The sequence below is a fragment of the Cupriavidus respiraculi genome, assembly GCF_914271545.1.
Lineage (GTDB): Bacteria > Pseudomonadota > Gammaproteobacteria > Burkholderiales > Burkholderiaceae > Cupriavidus > Cupriavidus respiraculi.
The window spans coordinates 88,872-104,359 of record NZ_CAJZAH010000003.1 but is presented as its reverse complement, the minus strand read 5'-3'; the positions used below and the strand labels follow the sequence as shown (position 1 = coordinate 104,359).

The 15,488-nt window shown below is 68.5% G+C and carries 16 protein-coding genes; 12 read left to right on the top strand and 4 right to left on the bottom strand.

Translation table 11 applies throughout. The features are described 5' to 3' along the window. Positions 1-22: 22 nt before the first annotated feature. The 3 genes from LDO27_RS15560 to mpl are packed head-to-tail and all read right to left on the bottom strand — an operon-like array spanning position 23 to position 2,722. Positions 23-712: a chorismate--pyruvate lyase family protein gene (locus LDO27_RS15560; protein WP_222208488.1), complete on the bottom strand. Its 690-nt coding sequence runs from the start codon at positions 710-712 to the stop codon at positions 23-25. Beyond that, complete coding sequence (locus tag LDO27_RS15555) at positions 705-1,319, bottom strand: YqiA/YcfP family alpha/beta fold hydrolase (protein WP_224042643.1); 615 nt, start codon at positions 1,317-1,319, stop codon at positions 705-707. Before LDO27_RS15555 ends, LDO27_RS15560 begins: the two co-directional genes overlap by 8 nt. Positions 1,320-1,333: 14 nt before the next feature. Then, complete coding sequence (mpl, locus tag LDO27_RS15550) at positions 1,334-2,722, bottom strand: UDP-N-acetylmuramate:L-alanyl-gamma-D-glutamyl-meso-diaminopimelate ligase (protein WP_224042641.1); 1,389 nt, start codon at positions 2,720-2,722, stop codon at positions 1,334-1,336. A gap of 176 nt (positions 2,723-2,898) precedes the next feature. On the opposite strand from mpl, the gene LDO27_RS15545 reads away from it, so the two are divergent. The 10 genes from LDO27_RS15545 to LDO27_RS15500 all read left to right on the top strand — a co-directional run bounded on the left by LDO27_RS15545 (position 2,899) and on the right by LDO27_RS15500 (position 11,858). Next, entirely contained in the window at positions 2,899-3,609 is a 711-nt protein-coding gene (locus LDO27_RS15545; RefSeq protein WP_222208495.1) for a UDP-N-acetylmuramate--alanine ligase, read from the top strand. A 108-nt stretch (positions 3,610-3,717) separates the two neighbouring features. Then, positions 3,718-4,299, top strand: coding sequence for a TlpA family protein disulfide reductase (locus tag LDO27_RS15540; RefSeq protein ID WP_224042639.1), 582 nt, complete (start codon positions 3,718-3,720; stop codon positions 4,297-4,299). Between the two features lie 262 nt (positions 4,300-4,561). Next, a complete protein-coding gene (gene aroQ, locus LDO27_RS15535; protein ID WP_222208653.1) occupies positions 4,562-5,005 on the top strand; it encodes a type II 3-dehydroquinate dehydratase in 444 nt (147 codons plus the stop codon). Between the two features lie 169 nt (positions 5,006-5,174). Next, positions 5,175-5,639: an acetyl-CoA carboxylase biotin carboxyl carrier protein gene (gene accB, locus LDO27_RS15530; protein ID WP_224042637.1), complete on the top strand. Its 465-nt coding sequence runs from the start codon at positions 5,175-5,177 to the stop codon at positions 5,637-5,639. 144 nt (positions 5,640-5,783) lie between these two features. Next, positions 5,784-7,151: an acetyl-CoA carboxylase biotin carboxylase subunit gene (gene accC, locus LDO27_RS15525; RefSeq protein WP_222208500.1), complete on the top strand. Its 1,368-nt coding sequence runs from the start codon at positions 5,784-5,786 to the stop codon at positions 7,149-7,151. Positions 7,152-7,222: 71 nt separating this feature from the next. Further along, positions 7,223-8,128, top strand: coding sequence for a 50S ribosomal protein L11 methyltransferase (prmA, locus tag LDO27_RS15520; RefSeq protein ID WP_224042636.1), 906 nt, complete (start codon positions 7,223-7,225; stop codon positions 8,126-8,128). A gap of 3 nt (positions 8,129-8,131) precedes the next feature. After that, complete coding sequence (locus tag LDO27_RS15515; RefSeq protein WP_322790818.1) at positions 8,132-9,703, top strand: DUF3426 domain-containing protein; 1,572 nt, start codon at positions 8,132-8,134, stop codon at positions 9,701-9,703. Positions 9,704-9,785: 82 nt separating this feature from the next. Next, positions 9,786-10,286: a thiol peroxidase gene (tpx, locus tag LDO27_RS15510; RefSeq protein ID WP_224042634.1), complete on the top strand. Its 501-nt coding sequence runs from the start codon at positions 9,786-9,788 to the stop codon at positions 10,284-10,286. A 138-nt stretch (positions 10,287-10,424) separates the two neighbouring features. Further along, positions 10,425-11,372 (top strand): carbohydrate kinase family protein, encoded by a 948-nt coding sequence (locus LDO27_RS15505; RefSeq protein WP_222208507.1) that lies wholly within the window; start codon positions 10,425-10,427, stop codon positions 11,370-11,372. Between the two features lie 18 nt (positions 11,373-11,390). Beyond that, on the top strand, positions 11,391-11,858 hold the full coding sequence (locus tag LDO27_RS15500; RefSeq protein ID WP_224042632.1) for an outer membrane lipoprotein: 468 nt from the start codon (positions 11,391-11,393) through the stop codon (positions 11,856-11,858). A gap of 380 nt (positions 11,859-12,238) precedes the next feature. Here LDO27_RS15500 and LDO27_RS15495 read toward each other — a convergent pair whose 3' ends face one another. Next, positions 12,239-12,841: a histone H1-like DNA-binding protein gene (locus LDO27_RS15495; protein WP_222208511.1), complete on the bottom strand. Its 603-nt coding sequence runs from the start codon at positions 12,839-12,841 to the stop codon at positions 12,239-12,241. A 15-nt stretch (positions 12,842-12,856) separates the two neighbouring features. Between LDO27_RS15495 and LDO27_RS15490 the strand changes: the two genes are divergently transcribed. Then, a complete protein-coding gene (locus LDO27_RS15490) occupies positions 12,857-13,132 on the top strand; it encodes a hypothetical protein (protein ID WP_224042630.1) in 276 nt (91 codons plus the stop codon). Positions 13,133-14,186: 1,054 nt separating this feature from the next. Beyond that, positions 14,187-15,488, top strand: a complete 1,302-nt coding sequence (locus tag LDO27_RS15485; RefSeq protein WP_222208516.1) for an MFS transporter — start codon at positions 14,187-14,189, stop codon at positions 15,486-15,488.

Genomic DNA, 15,488 nt, shown 5'->3' with positions numbered 1-15,488 from the left:
GGCTCTTGCGGCCGCCTGGCTGTTATTCGTGCGCTGCGAGGGGCCGTTCGCCGGGCCGCAGCGGATGGTGCTCGCGCCCCGGTCGCACCGGTATCTGCATGCCGGCCCCCAGACGCGGCGCGGCGCGCGGCGCGCGCCGGGTGGCCAGGTCCGGCAGGAACACCTCGGTCACCAGCATCAGGCCCTGGCCGCGGCGGAATACCGAGCGGCGCGCCGGCAGCATGGTTTCCCAGGCCAGTTCGCCCATGGCGGGCAGCACCCGATGCAGGCGCTGGCGCAGCGGATGGTGCGGCAGCAGCCGGGCGAACTGGAACGGCTCGCGCCGCACGCGTGGATCGACGAACAGCGCGCCGCCGAGCGGCCGGTCACCCAGGCCGCCGAGGAAAGGCCAGTCGCGTCGCGCCCGGTGCGGATACACCACGGTATGGCCGTAGACGGCGGGCACGTTGTCGCAGACGAGCAGCACATCGCGCACCAGCGCCGGCACGCGGGCGCCCAGGCCGATCTCCCGCCATTCGTCGGGCATCGGCATCTCCATCCGCTGCGACAGCCGGCTCACGCGGAACCGCGACGACGCCGCCACCAGGCGCGCGGTCAGCGAGCCGTCATCGCCGGTGATCCAGCGCCGCAGGTTGGCCGAGATATCGGTGTCGAAGGGCAGATGCCCGCTCCACTGGCAGCGGCGCACCCGCGCCGCGCTGCGTTCAGGCATCCGCGTCGTCCTTCCCGGCGGGCGCCCCGCCGACGGGATAGCCGCAGAATGCCAGCACCTCGTCCATGTAGTCGGCGAACTCCGCGATGCCGTGGTCGCTGCCCTCGATCAGCCGGATCTTCGCGCCCGGATAGGCCGCAAGCATGTCGCGGTAGTCGAGCACCTCGTCGCCGGTCGCCGCGAGCAGGTAGTAACGCTCGGGGCGCGTGATGGTGTCCACGCGCAGGTCCAGCAGCTCCTGCAGATGGTGGCGCTCGACCGTGACCGAGCCACCGCCGTGCCACAGCGGCTGCTCGCCCAGATGGCGCTCCAGATCGCGCCACGGGTGCACCGCCGGATTGAGCAGCACCGTGGGGCAGCCATGGCGCTCGCCCAGCCAGCGGGCGTAGTAGCCGCCCAGCGACGAGCCCACGATGGCCACCGACTGACCACCGGAGCGGGCCGCCGCGATGGCGGCCTCGGCCTGCGCGATGGCGCGCGCGGGCGATACATCCAGCATGGGACAGGCGTATTCGCGCCCCACGCCGAGTTCGCGCATGCGCTGCTGCATCAGCCGCGCCTTGAACGATTGCGGCGAGGAGCGGAAGCCGTGCAGGTACAACAGCATGGTGGCGTCCCGCGTCAGGCCTGCGCGGGCGCGGCCAGCGCGTCCAGCAGCTTGCCGTGCACGCCGCCGAAGCCGCCGTTGCTCATCACCAGCACATGGTCGCCGGGCCGGGCGGCCGCGCGCACGGCCTGCACCAGCGCATCGAGCTGGTCGAAGGCGGCGGCACGCTCGCCCAGCGGCGCCAGCGCCTCGGCCAGGTCCCAGCCCAGCGCGTCCTTGCCGCTGGCCGCGCCATAGCCGAAGACCTGGTCGGCCAGCGCGAGGCTCGCCGGCAACTGCGTCTTCATCACGCCCAGCTTCATCGTGTTCGAGCGCGGCTCCAGCACCGCCAGGATGCGCGCGGGTCCGACGCGCCGGCGCAGCCCTTCCAGCGTGGTCTGGATCGCGGTGGGATGGTGGGCAAAGTCGTCGTAGACGGTGATGTCGTTGACCACGCCTCGCACTTCCATGCGCCGCTTCACGTTGGCAAAGCGCGACAACGATTCGATGGCCTGCGCCGGCGGCACGCCCACATGGCGCGCGGCGGCGATGGCGGCCAGCGCGTTCATCCGGTTATGGGTGCCCTGCAGGGACCACCGCACCTGGCCCTGGACCTTGCCGTCGAACCACACATCGAAGCGGTCCAGGCCGGGGTCGCCGCCGGTGTCCCCTGCATCGCTCTCGCGCCAGTCGCCGGCGCCGAACTGCTCGACCTCGCTCCAGCAGCCTCGCTCGAGCACGCGCGCGAGGCTTTCCTCGACGCCGTTGACGATCAGCCGGCCCTGGCCGGGCACGGTGCGCACGAGGTGGTGGAACTGGGTCTCGATCGCGGCCAGGTCGGGGAAGATGTCGGCGTGGTCGTATTCGAGGTTGTTCAGGATCGCGGTGCGCGGGCGGTAGTGCACGAACTTGCTGCGCTTGTCGAAGAAGGCGGTGTCGTACTCGTCGGCCTCGATCACGAAGAAGTCCGAGTCGGTCACGCGGGCGGACAGGCCGAAGTTCTGGGGCACGCCGCCGACCAGGAAGCCGGGGTTGTAGCCGGCGTCCTCGAGGATCCACGCCAGCATCGACGTGGTGGTGGTCTTGCCGTGCGTGCCGGCCACCGCCAGCACCCACTTGCCGCGCAGCACATGTTCCCCGAGCCACTGCGGGCCGGAGACGTAGGGCAGGTTGCGGTCCAGGATGGCTTCCATCAGCGCGTTGCCGCGCGAGACCACGTTGCCGATCACGAACAGGTCCGGTTCCAGCGCCAGCTGCGCCGGGTCGAAGCCCTCGATCAGTTCGATGCCCTGCGCTTCGAGCTGGGTGCTCATGGGCGGATAGACGTTGGCGTCGCAGCCGGTCACGCGGTGCCCTGCCTGCTTGGCCAGGACGGCCAGACCGCCCATGAACGTGCCGCAGATGCCGAGGATATGGATATGCATGGAGTCGTGATGCGGAGTCGTGATGCGCGCGGGATGTGGCCGGTCCGGCGCGGCACGCGAGGCGGCGCCGCCGGATGACCGTCCCGGGCTGATAGTGGCGAACGGACAGCGGCCGATTGTACCCTCACCGCTTCCCGGAACACTTGCACGCCGGCCTCAGCGAGTATCATCCCCGCATGTCACGACGATCTTCCCTGGACCCCAGCCGCGTGCGCGGCGAAATCGCGCAGGCCGCGGCGCGCATGATTGCCGAAGACGGGGCCGACTATGCCAGCGCCAAGCGCAAGGCCGCCCGCCAACTGCTCGGCGACGTGCGCGTGGCGGGTGAATGGCTGCCCGACAACGAGGCCATCGAGGCGGAGGTGCGCGCCTACCAGGCGCTGTTCCATGCCGATACCCAGCCCCGCGTGCTGGCGCTGCTGCGGCGCCTGGCCATGCTGGCGATGGAAGACCTGGCCGCCTTCCGGCCCTATGTGACCGGCGCGGTGCTCAACGGCACCGCCACCGAACACTCCGACGTGTACCTGCAGTGCTTCTGCGACAGCCCCAAGGACGTGGCGCTGCACCTGCTCAATGCCGGCGTGGACTTCGAGACCAGCGAGACGCGCCACTTTGCCAACCGCGGCGACGTCGAGACCCTCAGCTTCCTGTGGAAGGGCCAGTGGCCGGCGCTGCGCGAAGCGCGGATGCTGGCGGGCGAGGTACGCGCCGAACTTGGCGCGCCGGTCGGCATCCATATCGCGCTGTACGACGCCGACGACGAGCGCGGCGCGGTGCGCACCGAGTCCGGCGGCCGGCCGGTACGGGCGGACCTCGCCGGCCTGCGCGGGGTGATCGCGGCAGAGCCCGCCGACGATGCCGACAACGGCTTGTTTCCGGGCGGCTGAGCCGCCCACCGTCGAAGACCCGGGCGCGGGCGCGGCCGATCCTCTATATATAGAGAGCGTCACTCGCCCCCGCGCCTCATCCTATTCCTGTACCAGATTGCTCACGCCATGACCGATCGTTCCCCACCGACAGCTCCCCTTTCGCAAGCCACCCCGGCTCCCGCCGCCCGCCGTTCGCGGCGATGGCTATGGCTTGGCGTCGCCGTGGTCGCCGTCATCGCCGGGGCGCTCGTCGGCCACTACCGGTTCTCGCCCAAGCCCGCGGCCGACGAGGCGGTGGAGAGCTTCTATCAGACCCGGCTCCCGGATCCCGCCGGGACGGAACTCGATTTCAATACGCTGCGCGGCAAGACGGTGGTGGTCAACTTCTGGGCGCCGTGGTGCGGCCCGTGCGTGGAGGAAATGCCCGAGCTGACCGCGCTGCACAAGGAATACGCGGGGCGCCAGGTGGAGTTCGTCGGCATCGGCATCGATTCGGCGAAGAATATCCAGCAATTCGTGCAAAAGATCCCCGTGTCCTATCCTTTGGCGGTAGCCGGGTTTGCCGGCACCGAGCTGTCGCGTCAGTTCGGCAATGTCGCGGGCGGACTGCCCTATACCGTGGTGATCGCGCCCGACGGCGCGGTGAGCTATCGCAAGATGGGCCGCGTGACCGGCGCGGATCTGCGGCCCGCGCTGCCCAAATCGTAAGCGGCGGCGCGTGGCAGGACGGCTTCGCGGCGCCTTCTCCGCGGAAATCGCTGCGATATGCCGTCATTTTTGACGCGCTCGGTTGGTTACCGCGCAAGAAGCCGCCAGCGCGGCGATTCCGGCCCGGACAGCCACGCGATAAAGGTATCGCGTGCTAGACAAATCCCTCTAAGCTACGGTAACCTCCGCGCAATTTCGTTGAAACGGTCGAGCAATCGTGGCTGAAACCCGTCCAAGTCCTGGCTCCGCCCCCCGCCGACAGGTGCTGGTCCTGCACGGACCCAACCTGAATCTGCTGGGCACCCGCGAGCCACAGACCTACGGGCATACCACGCTGGCCGACATCGACGCCGCGCTCGCGGCGCGCGCCGCCGAGGCTGGCATCGGACTCGCTACGTTCCAGTCCAACCACGAAGGCGCGCTCGTCGACCGCATCCAGGCCGCGCGCACCGAGGGGGTGGATTTCATCGTCATCAACCCCGCCGCCTATACGCATACCAGCGTGGCGATCCGCGACGCGCTGGCGGCGGTGGCGATTCCCTTCGTCGAAGTACATCTGTCGAATGTGCATCGCCGGGAAGATTTTCGTCACCGCTCCTACTTTTCCGATCTGGCGGTGGGCGTGATCTGCGGCCTCGGCTGGCAGGGCTATCTGCTGGCGCTGGACTATGTCCTGCGCCAGGAGCAGGGCCCGCCGGCAGGCTAGGACCGCTGCCGACACCGCCGTTTCTCTGGCAGACAGCATGGCGCGCGCCAGCCCGCGCACCCGCTCCGTGACCGCACGGGGCCGGGACGCAGGGCCGGCCGCAACGATTTTTTCCGTCACCGGCCGCTGGACCGGCGGTGCATGGCAACACGATTCAGGAGGATAGAAGATGGACTTGCGCAAGCTGAAGACGCTGATCGACCTGGTGGCCGAGTCCGGCATCTCGGAGCTCGAAGTCACCGAGGGCGAAGGCAAGGTGCGCATCGTCAAGGCACCGCCGCAGGTGATGGCCGCCCCGATGGCCGTGCAGCAGATGCCGGCCATCGCCGCCGCCCCCGCGGCCGCGATGGCGCCCGCCGCCGCAGCGCCCGCCGAAGTGGTGGAGCCTCAGGCGCCGAGCGGCCACGTGGTCACCTCGCCGATGGTGGGCACCTTCTATCGCGCGCCGTCGCCGGGCGCCGCCGCCTTCGTCAATGTGGGCGACACCGTCAAGGAAGGCCAGACCGTCTGCATCATCGAGGCGATGAAGCTGCTCAACGAGATCGAGTCCGACAAGGCCGGCGTCATCAAGGAAATCCTGGTCGAGAACGGCCAGGCGGTGGAATACGGCCAACCCCTCTTTGTCATCGGCTGAACCCGAGCGCCATGCCATGCCGCACGCCGACGTCGCCTTGCCGGCCGGCGTGCCAGTCCGCGCCCCAGGGCGCGTTCTGCGTTCCGGATCCGGCGCCGCGCGCATCGCGCGGCGCGTCCGGCCTGCTCCTCGCAGAGAGACACTATGTTTGAAAAAATACTGATCGCGAACCGGGGCGAAATCGCCCTTCGCATCCAGCGCGCATGCCGCGAGCTGGGCATCAAGACGGTGGTGGTCTATTCCGAAGCGGACAAGGAAGCCAAGTACGTCAAGTTGGCCGACGAAGCCGTCTGTATCGGCCCGGCGCCGTCCCCGCAGTCCTACCTGAACATGCCGGCGCTGATTTCCGCGGCGGAGGTCACCGACGCCCAGGCCATCCACCCCGGCTATGGCTTCCTGTCCGAAAACTCGGACTTCGCCGAGCGCGTCGAGAAGTCCGGCTTCGTCTTCATCGGCCCCAGCCCCGACTGCATCCGGCTGATGGGCGACAAGGTGTCGGCCAAGCAGGCAATGATCAAGTCCGGCGTGCCGTGCGTGCCGGGCTCCGAAGGCGCGCTGCCCGAAGATCCGAAGGAGATCCTGGCGACCGCCCGTCGTGTCGGCTATCCGGTCATCATCAAGGCCGCCGGCGGCGGCGGCGGCCGCGGCATGCGCGTGGTGCACACCGAGGCGGCGCTGATCAACGCGGTCAACATGACGCGCGAGGAAGCCGGCCGTGCCTTCGGCAATCCCGAGGTCTACATGGAGAAGTTCCTGGAGAATCCGCGCCACGTGGAAATCCAGATCCTCGCCGACCAGCATCGCCAGGCGATCTGGCTGGGCGAGCGTGACTGCTCGATGCAGCGCCGCCACCAGAAGGTCATCGAGGAAGCACCGGCGCCGCATATCCCGCGCCGCCTGATCGAGCGCATCGGAGACCGCTGCGCCGAGGCGTGCAAGAAGATCGGCTACCGCGGTGCCGGCACCTTCGAATTCCTGTACGAGAACAACGAGTTCTATTTCATCGAAATGAACACGCGCGTGCAGGTCGAGCATCCGGTGACCGAGATGATCACCGGCATCGACATCGTGCAGGAGCAGATCCGCATCGCCTTCGGCGAGAAGCTGCGCTACCGCCAGAAGGACGTGCAGCTGCGCGGCCATGCGATCGAATGCCGGATCAACGCCGAGGATCCGTTCAAGTTCACGCCGTCGCCCGGCCGCATCACGGCATGGCACATGCCGGGCGGCCCCGGCGTGCGCGTGGACTCGCACGCGTATGATGGTTACTTCGTGCCGCCCAACTACGATTCGATGATCGGCAAGCTGATCACCTACGGCGCCACCCGCGAGCAGGCGATCGCCCGCATGCGCATCGCGCTGTCGGAGATGGTGGTGGACGGCATCCAGACCAACGTGCCGCTGCACCGCGAGCTGATGCTGGACGCGAACTTCGTCGAAGGCGGCACCAGCATCCACTATCTGGAGCACCGGCTGGCCCAGAAGACGGTGGCCAAGGGCGGCAAGGTCTGAGCCCTGGCCCGCCGGCCGGGCACGAGGAACGCCGCCCGCCCCTTGCGGCGGCGGCCAAGCAAGGACTGTCCGTGGCATTTCAGGAATGTGTGATCGTCATCGCGCAGGACCAGGCCGAAGCCTGGTCCGACGCGCTGTTCGACCTGGGGGCGCTGTCGGTATCGGTGGAGGATGCCGACGCCGATACGCCCGATGAACAACCGCTGTTCGGCGAGCCCGGCATGGAGCCGACGCGCCTCGCGTGGAATCACTCGCGCGTGGTGGCCCTGTTCGACGACAGCGCCGACCCCGCGCTGGCGGTCGCCGCCGCGGCCAACGCGCTCGGCATGGACCCCTCGCCGGCCTACGAGCTGCGCGCGGTCGAGGACCAGGACTGGGTGCGGCTGACGCAATCGCAGTTCGAGCCCATCCGCATCGGCGAGCGCATCTGGGTGGTGCCGTCGTGGCACGACGCCCCCGAGCCAGACGCCGTGGTGCTGGAGCTGGACCCCGGCCTCGCCTTTGGCACCGGCAGCCATCCCACCACGCGGCTTTGCATGCAGTGGCTGGAACAGAATGTGAAGGCCGGCGAGACCGTGCTGGACTATGGCTGCGGCTCCGGCATCCTGGCCATCGTCGCCCGCAAGCTCGGCGCGGGCCCGACCGTCGGCATCGATATCGATCCCAATGCCGTCGAAGCGTCGCGCTACAACGCCGAACGCAACGGTGTGCAGGCCACCTTCGCGCTGCCCGGCCCCGCCTCCGACCAGAGCTACGACCTGGTCGTGGCCAATATCCTGTCGAACCCCCTGAAGCTGATGGCCGCGATGCTCAGCGCGCGCGTGCGGCCCGGCGGCCGGCTGGTGCTGTCCGGCGTGCTGGAACGGCAGGCCGACGAGGTGGCCGCGGCCTATGCGCCGTGGCTGCCGCTGTCGGTATGGCGCAGCGACGAAGGGTGGGTATGCCTGCACGGCACCCGCGCGGATAGCGCCGCGTAAGGCATGGCGATGGGCGCCACCCGGCTCGTCACGCGCTGTCCGGCATGCCGCACCGCATTCCGCGTGGTGGCGGACCAGCTGCGCCTGCGCCAGGGCCTGGTGCGCTGCGGACATTGCGATACCGTCTTCGATGCGCGCGACCATCTGATCGAAGTGCCGGTGACACCGGCCGATGGCGCCAGCGCCGCGGCCGCGCCCGCGGTCGCGCCGGCCGCTCCCCCGTCCTTGCCAGCCTCGCCGCCCTCGCCTTCGCCCGCGACCGTGAGGGAAACTGGGGCCTCCGCTCCGCTTTCCGCGGACGACGGAGACGACGGCAAGGCCGACGAGGACCAAGGCAAAGACCAAGACAAGGAGCACGACACGGACGACGACGAGCAGCGTCTGCCCGTGTGGTCGCGCGAACTGGAGGCCGGCTACGACGTTCCCGCGCTCGACGCTCCGACGGTCATGATGTTCGACGACGCCGACTTTCCCGCACGCACGCCGGTTCCGGATCGCGACGCCGATTGGGCAGCGCGCACTGCGGACGCCGCGGGCACGGCGGCCCGCGACGGCGAGCCCGGGCAGAACGGCGACGTCCCGAACGAAGACCGGGACGACGGTGACGGCGGGCACGACGAGAACGCTAAGGACGGAGCGCACGGCGACGAGCCCATCGCGACCTTCGTTCCCGGCGTGATCGAGGACGATGCCGGCGACGAGCCCACGCAGCGCGATGAGGGCGACGAAGACGACAAGGGCGCCGAGCGTGAAGGCCCCGAAGAACGCGAAGAGCCCGCAGCGCCCGCCGGCAGCGGGCCGTCCCCCTCCGCCTCCGCCTCCGCGCCGGTCTCCCACAGCGCCGGCGGCTATCTGCGCGCGCCGGCGCAGGACACGGTGCTCGATACGGACCGCGTCGATCCCATCGCTGGCGCGACGGCCGCCGCGGTGGCCCGCGAACAGACCACGCGCAAGTGGGTCCGGCAGGACGTCCCCGCCGATCCCGCTCCCGCTTCCGCACGGCTGGCCGCCGGCCGGTTCTCCCCCGATTTCCTGCGCCACGGCCATCCGGGTGAAGTCCGCACGCCGCAGGCCAGAGCTGCCGATGGCCGGCGGCGCCGCGCCATCGCGCTGCGCGTCGCGCTGGTGCTGCTGGTGCTGGCCGCGATCCTCGCGGGCGTCCACCTGGCCCGCGGCGAACTCGCCGGCCGCTTCCCGGGGCTGCGCCCGGCGCTGGAGGCGGCCTGCGCCCCGCTGGGGTGCGCGGTACCGCCCTGGCGCGACATCGATGCGCTGCGCATCGAGAGCTCGCAGCTGCAGAAGCTGGACGACCAGGGCGACGAATACCAGCTGTCGGTGGCGCTGCGCAACCATGGCGCCGCCGTGGTGGCCCTGCCCGCGATCGAGCTGGTGCTGACCGACCTGCAGGACGATCTGCTGCTGCGCCGCGTGCTGCAGCCGGCCGACTATCTGCAGCCTGCCGAGCGGGCGCTGGCCCGCCAGGGCCTGGCGGCGAACACCGAGCTGCCGGTTCGGGTACGATTCCGGACGCCGGACAGCGCGGCGAACTACCGCGTGCTGATCTACTACCCCTGATCCCGGCCCGATCATCTTCGTGCGGCGCCCCCCCGTCCGTCCCGGACCGGCCCGAGTCCGCACGACAACCCTAGGAGCAACCATGAGCAATGTGACCCTCGGCGGCAACCCCATCGAAGTGGCCGGCAAGTTTCCCCAGGCGGGCGACAAGGCGGCGGATTTCTCGCTGGTCGGCAAGGACCTGAAGGACGTGACGCTGTCCAGCTTCGCCGGCAAGCGCAAGGTGCTCAATATCGTCCCGAGCCTGGACACGCCGGTCTGCCAGGCCTCCGCCCGCAAGTTCAATGAAGCGGCCAGCACGCTGCCCAATACCGTGGTGCTGACCATCTCGGCGGACCTGCCGTTCGCGATGGGCCGCTTCTGCACGGCAGAGGGCCTGGCCAACGTGGTGCCGCTGTCGCTGATGCGCGGTGCCGAGTTCAAGGGCAACTACGGCGTCGATATCAAGACCGGCCCGCTGGCGGGCGCCACCGCGCGCGCCGTGGTGGTGCTGGACGAGAACGACACCGTCAAGTACAGCGAGCTGGTCGGCGAGATCAAGAACGAGCCGAACTACGACGCCGCGCTGGCCGCGCTGAAGTAAGCGCGGCGCGCAAGCGCCCGCGGCCATCCGCATCGCGCGGGTGGCCGTTTTTTCATGGCAGCCCGGCGCGCCACCGAAGCGCGCCGCGACGCTGTCGCACGACCCGCCGCCCGCCGGCGGCAAGACCTTGGAGAAAGCATGGCCAGCCTGATTTGCGGTTCCGTCGCCTACGACACCATCATGACGTTCGAGGGACGCTTCCGCGAACACATCCTGCCGGACCAGATCCACATGCTCAATGTGTCCTTCCTGGTGCCCGGCATGCGTCGCGAATTCGGCGGCTGCGCCGGCAATATCGCCTACAGCCTGAAGCTGCTGGGGGGCGATCCCATCGTCATGGCCACGGTCGGCATCGACGCCGAGCCGTACCTGCAATACCTGCGCGCACTGGACATCACCACCGAGCATATCCGCACCCTGCCGGACACCTTCACCGCCCAGGCCATGATCACCACCGATCTGGAGAACAACCAGATCACCGCCTTCCATCCGGGCGCGATGAACCAGTCGCAGCTCTCGCACGTGCAGGACGCGCTCAAGGGCCCGAACCCGCCGAGCCTGGGCATCGTCGCGCCGGACAGCCGCGAAGGCATGCTGCACCACGCCCGCCAGTTCGCCGAGGCCGGCGTGCCGTTCATCTTCGACCTGGGCCAGGCCATGCCGTTGTTTCAGGGTGAAGACCTGAGGCAGTTCGTCGAACTCGCCAGCTACGTGACGGTCAATGACTATGAAGCGCAGGTGCTGCTGTCCCGCACGGGCTGGAGCGCCGCCGACATCGCCGGCCGGGTCCGCGCCTATATCGTGACCCACGGCGAACGCGGCGCGAGCATCTTCGCCGATGAGCGGCAGTACAATATTCCCGCGGTGCAACCGGACCGGATCGTCGATCCGACCGGATGCGGCGACGCCTTCCGGGGCGGCCTGCTGTACGGCATCGAGCAGGGACTGGACTGGGAAACCACCGGGCGGCTCGCCAGCCTGATGGGCTCGATCAAGATCGCGCACCAGGGGCCGCAGAACCACCGCCTCACGCGCGAGCAGATCGGCGAGCGATTCGAGTCCGCGTTCGGCTACCGCTACGCCTAACCATTCTCGGGAACCACCATGAACACCCTGATCCGTATCGGCGGCGTCGCCATCCTCGCAGCCGCGAGCCTCGTGGCGGGCTGCTCCACGCAGTCGAACTCCTCCAGCATCTATTCGCCGGGTCAGGCGCAGCGCGAGCAGACGCTGCGCTACGGCGTGGTGGAGAGCGTGCGCGAGGTCATGATCCAGCATGACCAGACCGGGGTGGGCACCATCGCGGGCGGCGCGCTCGGCGGCGTCGCGGCCGGCAGCACCATCGGCAGCGGCAGCGGCTCGGTGGCGGCCGGCATTCTCGGCGCGGTGCTAGGCGGCATCGCCGGCAGCGCGACCGAGAATCGCATCAACCAGCGTCGCGGCCTGGAGATCACCGTGCGCCTGGACAACGGCGAGATGCGCGCGATCACGCAGGACGCCGACGAAGCCTTCCGCCCCGGCGAGCGCGTGCGCCTGCTGTCCTCGGGCGGGGTCACCCGGGTCACGCATTGACGCGCTGACGTCGCGCGTTCGCCGGCGAAACGCCGCGCCCTTTTTGGGGTGCGGCGTTTTTTGTTTGGGGTGCTGGGGTCCGTGGCTTCGGCGGGCGATCACCCTCACCCCGGCCCTCTCCCGCCAGCGGGAGCGAACACCGTTGGTCTGCTCCCCTCTCCCGCACGCGGGAGAGGGGCCGGGGGTGAGGGTGACGGCCCGCCGAAGCCGACAAGACCGATCGACCAAAACAAAAAACCCGCCGAGGCTTGCGCCGTCGGCGGGTTGGCGAGACTGGCGTCCCGCGGACCGGATACCACGTATCCGGTCATGGGGGCACGGCATGCGTGCCCTGGCGATGCCCTGCTGAGGACGTAATGCGCGGCTCCGGAGCGGCGCGATTACGGACGGTTGCCCGTCGGGAACGGCCAGGCTGCGGCCGGGCTCAGCGTCGTCTTTGCGGCTGCGGGAGCAGCGGCAGGAGCGGCGGCGGGCTTCGGTGCGGGGGCTGCCTTCTTGGCGGTCGCCTTCTTGGCAGGAGCTGCCTTCTTGGCGGGCGCGGCCTTCTTCGCAGGCGCCTTCTTGGCAGCGGCCTTCTTGGCGGGGGCCTTCTTCGCAGCAGCCTTCTTGGCCGGTGCCGCCTTCTTGGCGGGGGCCTTCTTCGCTGCGGCCTTCTTGGCCGGTGCCGCCTTCTTGGCGGTGACCTTCTTCGCTGCTGCCTTCTTGGCCGGTGCCGCCTTCTTCGCGGTGACCTTCTTGGCCGCTGCCTTCTTGGCCGGTGCCGCCTTCTTCGCGGTTACCTTCTTCGCTGCTGCCTTCTTGGCGGGAGCGGCCTTCTTGGCCGGTGCGGCCTTCTTCGCCGTGACCTTCTTCGCCGCTACCTTCTTCACTGCAGCCTTCTTGGCCGGTGCAGCCTTCTTGGCCGGTGCTGCCTTCTTGGCGGCGGCCTTCTTGGCGGGAGCAGCCTTCTTGGCCGCAGGTTTCTTCTTCGCAGTCGTTGCCATGGATAACTCCTTCACTTGAGCGTGAATATCGAATACCTAAGTGGGCAACCCGACCGGCCCGAGGCGCGAACCTGCATTGCGACCCCAGCCGAGCGAGCGATTCATCGGCGCACGACGTACTGGCTGTCGCACGCTAATGAATTCGGTGGCAGGCGCATTGCCGATGGCAATGCAATCGCGGCCCGGCGCGGCGCGCATTCGCGCCGCGGACGCGCGCCGCGTCCTGAAAAATTCGATCCGCGCATCCCGTTCATCGTGACGGCGCGCGACATGCAACCTGGAGTTATCTGACGGCAAGCCTGCGCAGCGAGCGAGTTCTCGCGCACGGCGGACGTCAATCGTTTGGAGGTAGCCAGCCCATCCCTTAGCTTGGCCACAGGACACTGCACGCGTTGTAAGAAGCCAGCCCGGCTTGTTCTGCGTCAAAGTTCTAGTGCTCCTCGGCTACCTGCATCACTGCATCGAATCGCGTTGCGCTTTGTTCAAGTTCATCGTTCAGCAACGACGCTTCCATGCAATGAAGTAAGACTCTTGTCAAGGCGAATCATAATTCGTTTGGTCAACGATGTTAAGAAAAAAGTTCAAAAAAAACGGGGCGTCAACGCGTCGACTTCGATGCTGTGTTTGGCATCGTGTTCGCATCGATACGAGACGCTGTTGCGCATCTGTTTTTCGCCCGATCGCCAGACGCGATTCGATGCCTGCGAGAGCGTGTCGACGACCTGCGATCGCACGCATCGACACCCCCTCCGATGCGCGTTTCGGCATCGCACACGGCACCGTCTCGCGACGCGTTCGCACACGCTTGCACAACGCTCGCATACCCCGCATGCGAGCGCATCGGCGCACCGCCCGTCTGCCCGAAACCCGCATGAAACAAGGCATCGCGGGAAGTGCCCCGCGCTCGTGCGCTACCGCGCGCGCGCCTGCCGCGAGCGTCGAGCCGTCTCGATGCGAGCCCGCGCGACCGCGTTCGTCGGCCCACCATCGAGGCCCTTTGTCAGCGATGCGCCGACGCGCGATCGCATCGTGGCGCGGTCCGGCTGCGCGCTCGTCGCGAGGCAAGGAAGACGCGCATCGCGATGACTCGCTTCGACGCGATGCGCGTCGATGAAGTGATGCGCCGACGCAACGCTTGATCGCGTTGCGCATCGACTCGATGCCATCACCATCGCACGCGAGCATGCGATGCGGGCAACGAGCATCCATGCGCGGACCGCATGCGGACATGCGCAGATATCGTTTCCGCGCCGCGATGCGGTCCCTCTACCATCGTCCATCCCCTGCCGTGCCGGCATCCACCGGCAGCGCGCAGCCGGTCGTGAACACCCCAAGGAGGAAACCCATGCCAGCAAGCGCCGCCTATCCAGAAGCGCTACCTGTCGTCCATGCCAGCCAGCGCCGGCGCGCGATCATCGCCACGGTGATCGGCAACGGCCTCGAATGGTTCGACTTCACCGTCTACAGCTTCTTCGCCGTCATCATCGCCAAGCTGTTCTTTCCCACCGACAACGAGCTGACCTCGCTGCTGCTCGCGGTGGCCACCTTCGGGGTTGGCTTCTTCATGCGGCCGGTCGGCGGCATCATCCTCGGCGTCTACGCCGACCGCGTGGGCCGCAAGGCGGCGCTGTCGCTGACCATCCTGCTGATGGCGCTGGGCACCACGATCATCGGCCTCGCGCCCACCTACGAGCAGATCGGCCTGTTCGCCCCGCTGCTGATCGTGATCGCCCGGCTGATGCAGGGTTTCTCCGCGGGCGGCGAGATGGGCGGCGCCACCGCCTTCCTGACCGAATACGCACCGGCCCGCCAGCGCGCCTACTACTCGAGCTGGATCCAGGCCAGCATCGGCGTGGCGGTGCTGCTCGGCGCGGCGGTGGGCACGTTCGTGACCAGCTCGCTGTCGACCGAGGCGCTGCATAGCTGGGGATGGCGCCTGCCGTTCCTGCTGGGCATCATCATCGGCCCGGTGGGCTACTACATCCGCCATCACCTGGACGAGACGCCGACCTTCCGCGACGAGACCGAGCGCTCCGATTCGCCGCTGTCGGAAGTCCTGCGGGAATACCCGCGGGAGACCGCCGCCAGCTTCTCGATGGTGATCCTGTGGACGGTGTGTACCTACGTGCTGCTGTTCTATATGCCGACGTACGCGGTGAAGGTGCTCAAGGTGCCGCAGGCGGACGGCTTTATCGCCGGCATGGCGGGGGGTCTGGCCATCATGGTGTTCTCGCCGCTGGTGGGCCTGCTGGCCGACCGCATCGGCCGCCGCGTGCTGCTGTCCGGTTCGGCGCTGCTGATCCTGGTGCTGGCCTATCCGATGTTCGTCTATATCAACCAGGCGCCGGGCCTGACCACGCTGCTGGTGTTCCAGCTCGTGTTCGGCGTGCTGATCGCCACCTATACCGGCCCCATCCTCGCCGCCTTCTCGGAACTGTTCCCGGCCAAGGTGCTGTCCACCGGCCTGTCGGTGGCCTACAACCTGGCGGTGACCATCTTCGGCGGCTTCGCGTCCTTCATCATCACCTGGCTGATCGCCGCCACGGGCAACAGCATGGCCCCCGCGTTCTACGTGATGATCGCGGCCGCCATCAGCCTGGTCGGTACCCGCTTCGTGCGCGAACCCAGCTATCTCCAACGACACTGA